Below are 11,459 nucleotides of genomic sequence, written 5' to 3' on the forward strand. Positions count from 1 at the left end.
GACACGGCAGGGCGCTCAGATGTGACCGATCTTCTCCGGATTCGCGACCCGGCGGATCGTGGTGATCCGCCCGTCCTCGATCTCGACGGTGTCGACCCAGACGACGCGGCCGTCCCGGTAGGTGGCGAGCGCCGGTTCGCCGCCGACCTCGACGGGCGCGACGCGCTCCACCCCGTAGTGCTCGGTGATCCGGGCCAGCAGCCGCGCGATCCGCTCCGCGCCCGCCACCGGACGCCGGGACGCGACGACCTTGCCGCCGCCGTCCGCGACGTACACCGCGTCCGGATGCAGGAGCTTGACGAGGCGCGCGAAGTCGCCGTCCTCCGCCGCCGCGCGGAACGCCGCGAGCACCCGCTCCCGCTCCGCCCGGCTCGCCTTCGGCCGCTGCTCGCGGGCGTCCGACACCCGCCTGCGGGCCCGCGACGCGAGCTTGCGGGACGCCGCCGCCGACTTGCCCAGCACGTCCGCGACCTGGTCGAACGGCACGTCGAACACGTCGTGCAGGACGAACGCCACCCGCTCCGGCGGGGACAGCTCGTCCATCACCAGCAGCATCGCCGTGCTGACGGAGTCGTCCACGACGATCCGCTCGGCCATGTCGCCGCCGGTGGGGAGCGGGGCGGGGAGCCACGGGCCGGGGTACGCCTCGCGCCGGACCCGCGCCGACCTCAGCACGTTGTACGCCAGCCGCGCCGCGATCGTCACGAGCCAGGCGCGCTGGTCGGCGACGTCCGACCGGTCGGCGGCCTCGGCGCGCAGCCACACGTCCTGGACGACGTCCTCCGCCTCCGCGACGCTGCCGAGCAGCCGGTACGCCGCGCCGAAGACGGCGGGACGGTGCTCCTCCCAGTCGAGATCGTCCACGCTCAGGACGTCCTGCCCCGGACGTACACCCACGCGCCGTCATGGCGGACGAATCGGCTCACCTCGTGCAACTCGCCGCGTGTGGCGCCGTCCAGGTAGTGGGCGCGGAACTCCACGACGCCCTTGTCGTCGTCGGGCCCGCCGTCCTCCTCGCGGACGATCTCCAGCCGCACCCAGCGCAGCCCGTCGTCGAACCCGACCCGCTCGGGGCGCGTCGCCGGGTGCCAGCTCGCCAGCAGGTACGCCTCGTCGCGCTCGGCGAACGCGCTGAACCGCGACCGCATCAGTTCGGCCGCGGTCCGCGCCTGCGCCTCGCCCCGGTGCAACCGTCCGCAACACTCCCGGTACCGCGTGCCGACCCCGCACGGACACTTCCTCGCCACGTCCCCGATTCTGCCCTGCCGGGCGGGGTACGGCGCTTGCCGGGCGGCGGACGGGCGGGAACGATGATCGCCATGGCGTCCAGCGACCACCCGGAAATCGACAGCTCGCGCCCGCATCCCGCGCGGATGTGGAACTACTGGATCGGCGGCAAGGACTACTACCCGATCGACCAGGAGGTCGGCGAGCAGATCGCGGCGGCGTTCCCCGGCGTCGGCGACATCGCCCGCCATTCCCGGGTCTGCCTCGGCCGGATGGTGCGGCATCTGGTCGCGGAGGAGGGCGTCCGGCAGTTCATCGACATCGGCACCGGACTTCCGACCCACGACAATACCCACGAGGTCGCGCAGCGCATCGCGCCTGAATGCCGCGTCGTCTACGTGGACAACGACCCGCTCGTCCTTGTGCACGCCCGGGCCCTTCTCGCCGGGCGTGCGGAAGGCCGGACCGACTACATCGAGTGCGACGTCCGCGACCCCGGCCGCATTCTCGCCGAATCCGCGCGGACGCTCGACTTCGACCGTCCGATCGGGCTGATCCTGTTCGGAATCATGGGCAACGTCATCGACGACGACGAATCGCAGGCCATCGTCCGGCGGCTCGTGGAGGCGCTGCCGCCGGGCAGTTTCGTGGCGTTCAACGACGGGACCGGCGTCCTCGACCGGGAAGGGCGGGAAGAGGCGATCCGGCTCGCGGTGGAACAGGGCTCCAGCCCGTATGTGGCCCGCACTCCGGAGGAGATCGCCCGCTATTTCACCGGCCTCGAACTGCTGGAACCGGGGATCGTGTCGACGTCGCGATGGCGGCCGGAGGCGACGCCGTTCGGCCCGCCGCCCGAAGTCGACGCGGCCTGCGCCCTGGCCCGCAAAGTCTCATAGGATTCCCGGATCGGTCAGGACCATTCGAGGAGCCGACGATGCCCCCTTCCGGTGTTACTCCCGGTGACCCTCTCCTTGACCCGGACGGCGACCCGAATGGGGAGTATCCGCCGCGCCTGGTCGCGGACGCGCAGGGACGGTTCCGCACCGATGTCCCCTCGCCCGCGCGGACCTGGAACTACTGGCTGGGCGGCAAGGACAACTACCTGATCGACCGGCAGATCGGGGACGCGACCGCCGCGCTGAACCCGGAACTCGTCCCGCTGGCGCGCGAGTCCCGGCAGTTCCTCATCCGCGTCGTGCGCTACCTGGCCGCGGAGGAGAACGTCCGCAACTTCCTCGACATCGGGGCCGGGTTGCCGACCGAGTCGAACACCCACCAGATCGCGCAGCGGACCGCGCCCGATTCGCGTGTGGTCTACGTCGACAACGATCCAATGGTGCTCGCGCACGCGCGTGCTCTGATGCGCGGGACGACTCCCGAAGGCGTCACCGACTACATCGACGCCGATTACCACGACACGCGGCAGATTCTGGCTGAGGCGGCGAACGTGCTGAACTTCAGCCGGCCGATCGCGGTGATGTTCATGGGCGTGCTGGGATTCTGCCAGGAGTACAGGACCCTCAAGCGGATCGTGGCGGAGACGATGGCGGGCGTGCCGTCCGGCAGTTTCCTGGTGCTGTGGGACTGCACGGACACTTCCGAGGACGCGATGCGCGGCACCAAGAAATACGCCGAGTCGGGGACGCTGCCCTATCTGCTGCGCAGCGTCGAAGAGCTCGACGCCCTTTTCGACGGCCTGGAGAAAGTCGATCCGGGCATGGTGTCCATCGCGCAATGGCGCCGGGATCCGGAGCACGACGGGCCCGAGCACGTCCACGGCTATGGCGCGGTCGCCCGCAAACCCTGACGATCTCCGTCAGCGCGCGCGGTTCCGGTGCGCGGCGACGCGTTCCCGCGTCGCGCAGCGGCGGGAGCAGTACCGGCGGGGCGGGCCGCTGCCCTGGGTGAGGAAGACGTTCGCGCAGGTCGGCGACGCGCAGACGCCGCCGGGCGCGCGCTGCCCGTCCCACACCAGGACGGTGAGCGCCAGGCAGGACGAGGCGAGGAACCACTCCGCCCAGGGCGCGTCGTCGTGACCGTCCAGGTGGGGGTGCCAGGGGGTGCGCCCGGCGTGCGAGGTGAGGCGGAGCCGTCCGGCGCTGCGCTGGAGCAGGTCGTTGAGCGTCGTCGCGGCGTGGTCGACGTCCTCGGCCGCGAAGACCTCGCGCAGCAGGACGGCCACGGCACGCATCTCTTGGACATCCTGTGCGGTGAGGTCCAAGGGGTCGTCCTCGCCGTGGGCGCGCAGGACGTCGGCCACCGCGCCGGGCTCCGGATCGTCCTCGAAAAGGACGTTGACCAGCGCGGACGTCCTGCGTGCGGTGGCCGCCACGGAATGCCGCGACGACCAGTCGGAGGGCGGTCGCATGCCGTCGAGTGTAACGCTTCTCGACAAGGTTTGCGTTACCTGCGTAACGTGACGACGGTGCGAAACCGTTATGCCCTCGGGCTCTACACGGCGGGCGCGGCGGCGGCCCGGACCGGCGACGAGATGTCCGGGCCCGCGCTGATGCTCGCCGGGCTTGCCGCCACCGGCTCGGCCGCCGCCGGGTCGTTCCTGCTCGCGGGCGTCACGATCACCGCGGCGGCGGGCGGGCCGCTGCTCGGCGCCGTCCTCGACCGCTCGCCCCGGCCGGGCCGGGTCCTCGGCCGGGCGCTGGCCGGGTACGCGGCGGCGCTGGTCGTGGTGCTGCTGTGCGTGGGGCGGGCGCCGCTCGCCGTCCCGGTTGCGGTCGCGGCGGGGGCGGGGCTGCTCGGGCCCGCGCTGTCCGGCGGGTGGACGTCGCAGTTGCCCCGCGTCGTCCCGCCGGACGGGCTGGCCCGCGCCAACGCCTTCGACGCGATGACCTACAACGTGGCCGGGCTGGTGGGGCCCGCGCTGGCCGGGGTGGTCGCCGCGATGGCGGGTGCGTCCGGCGCGGTGGCGGTGTCCGCCGCGCTGATCGTCCTCGCGCTGCCCGCGGTGCCGCCGGCCTCGGGCGGCGCGCGGGCGGTGGAGCCGATCGGCGCGGCGCTCGTGGCCGGGTTCCGCGCGATCGTCCGCACACCGGCGCTGACCAGAGCGACCGTCGTCTCGGTGGTGTCCTGCGCGGGGCAGGGGATGCTGGTTGCGTGCGTTCCGCCGCTCGGGCTGAGGGCCTTCGGCGCGGCGGACCGCGGGACGCTGCTGCTCGCCGTCCTCGCCGCCGCCGCGCTCGCCGCCAACGCGGTGCTGGCCCGGCGCCCCGCCCGGTGGCGGCCGGATACGGTGATCGCGGGCAGCACGGTCGTCCTCGCGGGGGCGCTCGTGCTGGCCGCGTCCCGCCACCCGATCGCGCTCGTCGCGGCGGCGGTGCTCGCGGGGCTCGCCGAGGGTCCGCAGCTCACCGCGCTGTTCGCGGTCCGGCACCGGGAGGCGCCCGAGCGGCTGCGCGGGCAGATCTTCACCACCGGCGCCAGCCTGAAGATCACGGCCTTCGCGCTCGGCGCGGCCGCCGCGGGCCCGCTCGCCGACCGCACGCTGCCCGCCGCCCTCCTCACGGCCGCCGGAGTCCAGGTGGTTGCTTTTGTTGCGTATCACTGCCTCACCCCTGGGAGCGCTGTGCGGGGAGGAGGAGTTTCAGGGTCTGGCGGGCGTCGCGGCGGCGTTCGGGGGAGCGGGCCGCGATCGAGGTCAGGGCGGTGACGGCGACGGTCGCGGCGTAGAGCGCGCCGGCCGCGCCGAGGGCCGAATACAGGTGCTGGACGATGGCGTGCACTGGGCCTCCTGCTGTCGTTCCGGGAGGTCAGGTGTCGCATTTCCGGAGGGTTTCCGGCGACCGTTCCGGCGCTTGCCGGACGGTGGATACGCTGTTCAGTCCCGCTTTGGCGGGTTTTCCGGAGTCGACGCGGGTTCGGACGGGATCGATGGGCGCAGTGGACCACGCAGGCCGTTTCTTCGCCGAACTGTCGGCCGTCAACGACGCGGCGGGACGTCCCACGCTGGATTATCTGGTGCGCCGATGTCGGGATCGGGGGATCGCGGTCAGCGATTCGACGGTCAACGATTGGTTGAAGGGGGCGAGCGTCCCGTCCCGGAGGTCGCAGCGGGCCTGCTTGGAGGTCGTGAAGATCCTGGAGGCGATGGCGCTGCAACGGACCGCCGGGTTCGTGAAGCGTCCCGACGGGTGGTGGCAGGGCCTTCTGGGAAAGGCGCGCGAGCAGCGGGCAGAGAATCGGGGCGGGCGTCCGCCCCGCGCGAAGGAAACGCGCCGGGGGCCGATGATGCTTCCCGCCGACGTGCCCGACTTCACCGGGCGCGACGACGCCGTCCGCGAATTGACGTCCTGGCTCGAACCCGGCGGCGAGGGGACGGTCTCCGTGGTCAGCGGAATGGGCGGAGCCGGAAAGACGGCGCTGGCCGTGCACGCGGCGCACCGCGTCCGGCACCGATTTCCGGGCGGAGTCCTGTTCGCGGACTTACGCGGCTACAGCCCCGAAACTCCCTGGGAGGCCGGTGCGACCGCCGAACATCTGCTCCGCGCGCTCGGAAAAACGGAGGCCCTGGCCACACCGGAAGAGGCGGTGGGCCTGTGGAGGACGACACTGTCCCGGCTGGAAACGCCGCTACTCGTCGTCCTCGACAATGCGGCGACCGCCGGGCAGATCTCCGCGCTGATTCCCGATCCGCCGCACCGCCTGCTGGTCACCTCGCGCAATACCCTCTCCGCCCTTCCCGGCCGCCGCGTCGACCTAGCCCCTTTCGACGCAGAAGGGGCGACGTTGCTTCTCGACCGGGCGCTCCGCCGCACGAACCCCGAGGATGAGCGCGTCGCCGCGCGGCCGGACGACGCCCGCCGCCTGGCCGACCTGTGCGGGCACCTGCCGCTGGCGCTGCACATCGTCGCCGCCCTCCTCCGGGACGACCCGGACACTCCGCTCGCCGCGCAGGCGGACGAGCTGACCGAGGCCCACGACCGGCTCGACCGGCTGCGCTACGACGACGCCGACGAGCAGGGACGTCCGCTGGCCGTCCGCGCCGCGTTCGACCTGTCGTACCGGCGGCTCGACGCCGCGCAGGCACGGGCCTTCCGCCTGCTCGGCGCGATGCCCGGTACGGACACCGACTTGGAGACCGCGTCCGCCGTCATCGACCGCGCCGACACGGGCCGCCTGCTCGCCGACCTGACCCGGCTGCACCTGCTGCGCCGGAACGGGGGCAAGCGCTGGGACATGCACGACCTGATCCGCCTTTACGCCGCCGAACTCGCCCGCCACGATGACGATGAGAATGGTGCGCCCCTTGACCGGCTGCTGGAGCACTATCAACGGGTCCTCGGGTTGGCGACCTGTTGGCTGGGCCCGCATGCCAGTCCGCGCAGCGAGCGTTTCCCGGACAGGAGCGAGGCGCTCCGCTGGCTGGACGACGAAAGCCGTAACCTCGCCGCCTCGGTGACCGCCGCCCACGACGACGGGCGCTGGGAACAGACGTGCGCGATGGCGGCGGAACTCGTCCACTATTGGGAATTCCGGCGGCACGTACGCGAATGGATAGGCGTCGGCACGCTCGTCCTGGACGCCGCCGAGCATCTGGGGCCCGAAAAGGTCCACAGGGCGTCGGGAATGCTCGGCAACGCCTACCGGGTGGCGCGCCGATACGACGAGGCGATGCCGCATCTGCGCCGTTCCCTGGAGCTGGCACCAGATCGCCCGGCAATGGGACGGGCCCGCCACAACCTCGGCCTCGTCCATGTCTGCCTGGGCGACTATGTCGAGGCGGAGGCGTGTCACCGGATCGACGTGGAGATCTGCTGGGAATCCGGGGATGTGTACGGTTCGGGCGAAGCACTCACGGCACTGGGCGACGCCTTGCGAATGCGGGGCGAACATGAGGCCGCAGCCGACACACTCTTGCGCGCTGTTCTAATGTTCTCCCGGCTCAGCCATCCCGAGGGCGAAATCCGGGCGCGGACAAATCTCGCTCTCACCCTCCTGGGATGGCACCCCGGACAGTACGGAAGCTGCGGCATCTGGCACCTGTGCCACGCCCTGCGACTCGCGCGGGAACTGGACCACCAGCACGCCGAGGCGATCGTCTTCTTGAACCTGGCAGCCGCCTACCTTGAGGCGTGCCCGGCCTGCCACGGCCGCGCCGCCCTGAACTGCGCGACCCGCGCGGCCGATCGCTATGAGCGGCACGACGACCGGCACGGCCTCGCCAATGCCTGGCGGAACCTCGGCCAGGCCCAACGGGCCGTCGGCGACCCGGCCGCCGGACGCCGCACACTGGAACGGGCGCGCGCCGCGTTCGAGGCGCTCGGCGCGTCCGAGCAAGCCGAAAAGGTCGCGGAGCAGCTCACCCGCCCGGACGAGGGCCCGGAGCACATTCCCGGCTGCCTCGGCGGGAAGACGGGACTCCACCTTTCCTGGCTCGACGAACTGCCCGACTCTGTTCTGCGCGGGGACCACCGCGTCCTGGACGGGGTCGTGTTCCTCGACTTCCGATACGCACTCTGGCAACCGGGCGCCGGTCAGGACAAGGAGCGGCGGAGGAGGTAGGTGTCCATGATCCAGCCCTTGCGGGCGCGGGCCTCCGCACGGGTCGCGCGGATCTGGTCGGCGACCTCCGCGACCGGACCCTCGATCAGGATCTCGTCCGGCGTGCCCAGGTAGGCGCCCCAGTAGATGTGGAAACCGTCGCCGACCTCGGCGAAGGCGCAGGCGGCATCCAGCATGACGAGGACGTCGTCGGCCGTCGTCCCCTCAGTGGCGAGGCGGCGGCCGGTCGTAACGTGCACTGGACGTCCGACCCTCGTCAGCCCGACGCGATGCCGAGCGGTGAGCGCCGAAATGCTGCTGATCCCCGGAATGACCTCGTAGTCGAACTCGGCGTCGATCTCGTCCAGAGCGGCGAGCGTGCTGTCGTAGACGCCGGGATCACCCCAAACGAGAAGCGCGCCGGTCTCACCCTCGGCCAGCTCATCTCGGACGAACGACTCGTAGATCTCAGCCCGACGCGACCGCCAATCCTCAACGGCGGCGGTGTAAGCGGACGCGGTGCGATCGCGTTCGGGGTCGCGAGCCTCAACGACCCGATACGGCTCGCGGCCATGAGCGGAGATGAGGTCGCGGCGCAGCCCGGTGAGATCGTCCTTGGCCTCACCCTTCCCAACGAGAAGAAAGGCGTCCGCCGCACCGATGGCCTTGGCCCCCTGCAACGTCAGATGGTCGGGATCCCCCGCACCGATGCCAATGATCAGGAGCCGCTTCACCCGGACAAGTCTGCCAGAACCACCCATTCCGCAGCGTGGCCCGGTCGGCCCAGCGGCGCGGTGACGAATCGCCGGGTGGCGCGGGCGGGCCCGTCGTAGCGAAAGGCGCGCGCGAGACCGCTGACGCGATTCGTCCTCGCGCCGTAGCCTGAGTTTGTCGAGACGCCCAGGAGGTGCGAGGCCGATGCGCGACGAGATCACCATCGGGGCCCGCCTACGGGCCGTGCGCCGCTGGAGGGGACTGACCCTTGAGGAGCTCGCCGGACTGGCCGGGCTGTCCAAGAGCTTCCTGTCCATGGCCGAGCGGGGCCAGCGCGCCCTGGACCGCCGTTCCCACATCTCCGCGCTGGCCACTGCGCTGCGGGTGTCGGAGGTCGAACTGGTCGGTGGCCCGCACCTGACGGCCGACCCCGTGCAGGCCGCGCCGCATGCCACCATCCCCGCCGTCCGCGCGGCCCTGATGACCAATACCCTCACCGCCCCCGCCGTCGACCAGGCCCGCCCGCTCGCCGAGTTGGCCGCCGAGATCGGCCGCATCGACCGCTCGGAGTACAAGCATCTGACGGTGGGCGAGAAGCTGCCCGCGCTCATCGGCGAGTTGCACGTCCACGCATGCGCCCCCGCCGATGAGCCCGCCCGGCGCGTCGCCCTCAGCGCGTTGATCGAGGCGTTCCAGACGGCGACGTTCACGGCCAAGGATCTGGGCTACGCGGACCTGGCGGCGATCGCCGCGATGCGTGCGGCGGAGGCCGCCGCGATCCTGGACGACCCGATCCACAAGGGCAAGGCGGTCACGCTGCGTGTACACACCATGCCCAGCACCTCGCGCGAGGAGACCCTGACCGTCGCAGAGCGGGCGGCCGAGACGCTGGAGCCGCACGTCCGCGACGATCTGGGCATCCAGGTCCTCGGAATGACGACGCTCGCCGCGGCGCTGCAGGCCACCGTCCTGCACCAGCACGTCCGCGCGGCCGACTGGCTCGACCGGGCCGCGGCGCTGGCCCGCCGCGTCCCAGACACCCCCGGTAAGAACTGGGGAGCGTTCAGCGCCTCGAACGTCGGCGTCTGGAAGGTGGCGCTCGGAGTCGAGCGCGGCGAGAGCGGCGGCGCCCTGCTGGAGCTGGCCCGTGAGGTGGACGAGAACGTCATCGCCGCCCGGCGCGGCCGCCACGCGACCTACCTCGCCGACATGGGCCGCGGCCTCGCCCGCGACCCGAGGACCCGCTCGAAGGCCGAGCGCTGGCTATTGCGCGCCGAGGAAGTGGCACCGCATAAGATTCGCAATTCGGGCCAAGTCGCTGAAACTGTCGCGGTAATGGTTCAACAGCACAAGAAAGCGGCCGTGGGTCGTGAGCTGCGCGGACTCGCAGCACGAATGGGAATTCCCCACTGAGTTCACACTCGTGAACTTCTCGAGTGTCTACCGGAATACCGTCCGTAGCCATGGAGAACACGGACGAGCCGAGGCCGCTCGAGGGGCTGGCGGAGGAACTGAACCGGCGCGGCTGGCGCGCCAGCCTCAAGGGTGACGTTCTGACGGTGACCAATCCATCAGTGCCGCGTCTGAACGACCGTGTCTCCTGCGACGGTGCCGACTTCCGCTGGGCCTGGGGACAGGCCATCGGACCGGTGACCGACATCAGGGACGCCGCCGACCGGATCGTCTATGTGCTGCGCGAGGTCCGGACGTGAGCGGGGGAGAGAAACCGGACCCGTCGCGCTGACATCGAGGCGGCCCCGGCCCGGTGCGGTCACACCAGGGTGCCCGGGGCCTGACCGGACAGGGAGGTCCGGCTGACGATGACGATATCCGAGAAGGTGACCCGGCTCCGCGACGAGAATCCGGGCTGGCGGATCGACCACGTTGAGGGCAGGCCCGTCCCATGGCTGGCGGTTCGCGAGTCGCGCCAAGGGTGGATCGGCGGGCACTCGGCGGTGGAGGCCAAGCTGCCCGGTTACCTGGGCCGCCTGATGGCTCAGGCCATTGACCTGGCGGCGTTGGCGTCCGGCAAGGAGGCGTTCCCGTACGTCGAGCGCATGGAGCATCTGACCTCCCTGCGCAAGTGGTTCCCCGAGTGGGCGTTCGAGGCGTGCAACACGCAACCGGTCTGGCACGGACAACGCAGCTACGTCGACTACGCCGAGCGTGCTGCCGCCGTCACCGAGGTACGCGGCAACGACCCGAGGGAGTTGGCGTTGCTGCTGTTGCGGCTCCCGAAGGTCGAGGCCGGAATAGGCGAGGGCCGGGAGGGTGAGCGGTGACCGCCCCGCGCCGGGCGCGTGAGGCCGAGCGCGCGATCGCCGGGTTCGACGTCTATGAGCTGCCGGACGGCTCGTGGCGCGCGGTCTCCCAGCAGGGCGGCGCGTGGATCGTCGAACACGAGCGATGGTGCGAGCTGGCCTGGGCGTGCGTCTCGTCCCGGATCGCCGACGAGTTGCGCGTCGCGGGCGAGGAACTCGCCGCGCGGATGGCCGAGCCCGGCCGCGCCTGGCGCAACGAGCCCGAACCCCTCCAATGAGCCAGGGGCGGCGCCGCCGGTAGACACCCCCCCTGGTCCCGGCCGCGCCGCCCCTTCCCCCAGACCCAACCCAGACAAATGGAGGCATGAGCATGGTGTTCGGCCCTGCCGAGCGGCTCGACGCGGCCGTTCGCCGTATCGCCCCGCAGGTCTCGGTCTCCCTCATCCGTGATGAGGAGACCGGGCTGACCCGAGTGCACGTCACCTACCGGAACCGAGGACCGCTGATCCTCGGATGGGACGGCCAGACCTACCGACGTTGGACGCCCGACGACGGCTACGCGGCGCTCCTCCCGCCCGACCCCGACGACGCCGCCCGCCGCGCCGCCGAAATGCTCGGCGCCCGCATCCCTACCACCGCCCCGCGGCCCTAGAACTCTGGCGGTGCGATGGAAACCGCTGGTCCAGGAAAGGGCGACGCGGGTGGGCCAGTAGTGAGGACAGCAGGTTGAGTGCCAGTGCTGATGTCATGGCCTCGCCTCTT

General features: G+C 71.5%; 13 protein-coding genes. 9 read left to right on the plus strand and 4 right to left on the minus strand.

All coding sequences use genetic code 11. The annotated features are described in order from the left end of the window. Positions 1 to 15: 15 nt before the first annotated feature. Positions 16 to 897: an RNA polymerase sigma factor SigJ gene (sigJ, locus tag FXF65_RS21225; protein ID WP_246198989.1), complete on the minus strand. Its 882-nt coding sequence runs from the start codon at positions 895 to 897 to the stop codon at positions 16 to 18. Then, positions 867 to 1,247 carry a YchJ family protein gene (locus FXF65_RS21230; RefSeq protein ID WP_148351735.1) on the minus strand — a complete coding sequence of 127 codons (381 nt, stop codon included), beginning with the start codon at positions 1,245 to 1,247 and terminating at the stop codon, positions 867 to 869. The genes sigJ and FXF65_RS21230 overlap by 31 nt, the downstream gene beginning before the upstream one ends. 72 nt (positions 1,248 to 1,319) lie before the next feature. Between FXF65_RS21230 and FXF65_RS21235 the strand changes: the two genes are divergently transcribed. Together FXF65_RS21235 and FXF65_RS21240 are read left to right on the plus strand one after the other, a co-directional pair. Next, complete coding sequence (locus FXF65_RS21235; RefSeq protein ID WP_246198990.1) at positions 1,320 to 2,123, plus strand: SAM-dependent methyltransferase; 804 nt, start codon at positions 1,320 to 1,322, stop codon at positions 2,121 to 2,123. A gap of 38 nt (positions 2,124 to 2,161) precedes the next feature. Continuing rightward, positions 2,162 to 3,034 carry an SAM-dependent methyltransferase gene (locus tag FXF65_RS21240; RefSeq protein WP_148351737.1) on the plus strand — a complete coding sequence of 291 codons (873 nt, stop codon included), beginning with the start codon at positions 2,162 to 2,164 and terminating at the stop codon, positions 3,032 to 3,034. A 9-nt stretch (positions 3,035 to 3,043) separates the two neighbouring features. On the opposite strand, the gene FXF65_RS21245 is transcribed toward FXF65_RS21240, so the two are convergent. Further along, positions 3,044 to 3,595 (minus strand): CGNR zinc finger domain-containing protein, encoded by a 552-nt coding sequence (locus FXF65_RS21245; protein ID WP_148351738.1) that lies wholly within the window; start codon positions 3,593 to 3,595, stop codon positions 3,044 to 3,046. A 57-nt stretch (positions 3,596 to 3,652) separates the two neighbouring features. On the opposite strand from FXF65_RS21245, the gene FXF65_RS21250 reads away from it, so the two are divergent. Together FXF65_RS21250 and FXF65_RS21255 are read left to right on the plus strand one after the other, a co-directional pair. Beyond that, positions 3,653 to 4,891 carry an MFS transporter gene (locus FXF65_RS21250; protein WP_222868656.1) on the plus strand — a complete coding sequence of 413 codons (1,239 nt, stop codon included), beginning with the start codon at positions 3,653 to 3,655 and terminating at the stop codon, positions 4,889 to 4,891. Between the two features lie 221 nt (positions 4,892 to 5,112). Next, positions 5,113 to 7,743: an ATP-binding protein gene (locus tag FXF65_RS21255; protein ID WP_148351739.1), complete on the plus strand. Its 2,631-nt coding sequence runs from the start codon at positions 5,113 to 5,115 to the stop codon at positions 7,741 to 7,743. Here the strand turns inward: FXF65_RS21255 and cobF are convergent. Beyond that, positions 7,716 to 8,456, minus strand: coding sequence for a precorrin-6A synthase (deacetylating) (cobF, locus tag FXF65_RS21260; protein WP_246198991.1), 741 nt, complete (start codon positions 8,454 to 8,456; stop codon positions 7,716 to 7,718). The two genes, FXF65_RS21255 and cobF, sit on opposite strands and share 28 nt — an antisense overlap. Positions 8,457 to 8,640: 184 nt before the next feature. Here cobF and FXF65_RS21265 point away from each other — a divergent pair, with 184 nt between their 5' ends. The 5 genes from FXF65_RS21265 (at position 8,641) to FXF65_RS21285 (ending at position 11,349) form a co-directional block, all read left to right on the plus strand. Then, positions 8,641 to 9,849, plus strand: coding sequence for a helix-turn-helix domain-containing protein (locus FXF65_RS21265; protein WP_148351740.1), 1,209 nt, complete (start codon positions 8,641 to 8,643; stop codon positions 9,847 to 9,849). A 50-nt stretch (positions 9,850 to 9,899) separates the two neighbouring features. Next, entirely contained in the window at positions 9,900 to 10,148 is a 249-nt protein-coding gene (locus FXF65_RS21270; RefSeq protein ID WP_148351741.1) for a hypothetical protein, read from the plus strand. A gap of 108 nt (positions 10,149 to 10,256) precedes the next feature. Next, the gene (locus FXF65_RS21275; protein WP_148351742.1) at positions 10,257 to 10,718 is read left to right on the plus strand and encodes a hypothetical protein; all 462 of its coding nucleotides are present in this window, start codon (positions 10,257 to 10,259) and stop codon (positions 10,716 to 10,718) included. Then, positions 10,715 to 10,975 carry a hypothetical protein gene (locus FXF65_RS21280; RefSeq protein WP_148351743.1) on the plus strand — a complete coding sequence of 87 codons (261 nt, stop codon included), beginning with the start codon at positions 10,715 to 10,717 and terminating at the stop codon, positions 10,973 to 10,975. Before FXF65_RS21275 ends, FXF65_RS21280 begins: the two co-directional genes overlap by 4 nt. Positions 10,976 to 11,061: 86 nt before the next feature. Then, on the plus strand, positions 11,062 to 11,349 hold the full coding sequence (locus tag FXF65_RS21285; RefSeq protein ID WP_148351744.1) for a hypothetical protein: 288 nt from the start codon (positions 11,062 to 11,064) through the stop codon (positions 11,347 to 11,349). Positions 11,350 to 11,459 lie beyond the last annotated feature (110 nt).

It is taken from the genome of Actinomadura syzygii, assembly GCF_008085905.1.
Classification (GTDB): Bacteria; Actinomycetota; Actinomycetes; order Streptosporangiales; family Streptosporangiaceae; genus Spirillospora; species Spirillospora syzygii.

Coding starts and splice junctions, on each gene's coding strand:
- FXF65_RS21245 (WP_148351738.1), bottom strand. CDS start 3,595: ATGCGACCGCCCTCCGACTGGTCGTCGCGGCATTCCGTGGCGGCCACC.
- FXF65_RS21285 (WP_148351744.1), top strand. CDS start 11,062: ATGAGCATGGTGTTCGGCCCTGCCGAGCGGCTCGACGCGGCCGTTCGC.
- FXF65_RS21270 (WP_148351741.1), top strand. CDS start 9,900: ATGGAGAACACGGACGAGCCGAGGCCGCTCGAGGGGCTGGCGGAGGAA.
- FXF65_RS21240 (WP_148351737.1), top strand. CDS start 2,162: ATGCCCCCTTCCGGTGTTACTCCCGGTGACCCTCTCCTTGACCCGGAC.
- FXF65_RS21275 (WP_148351742.1), top strand. CDS start 10,257: ATGACGATATCCGAGAAGGTGACCCGGCTCCGCGACGAGAATCCGGGC.
- FXF65_RS21235 (WP_246198990.1), top strand. CDS start 1,320: ATGGCGTCCAGCGACCACCCGGAAATCGACAGCTCGCGCCCGCATCCC.
- FXF65_RS21255 (WP_148351739.1), top strand. CDS start 5,113: ATGGGCGCAGTGGACCACGCAGGCCGTTTCTTCGCCGAACTGTCGGCC.
- FXF65_RS21265 (WP_148351740.1), top strand. CDS start 8,641: ATGCGCGACGAGATCACCATCGGGGCCCGCCTACGGGCCGTGCGCCGC.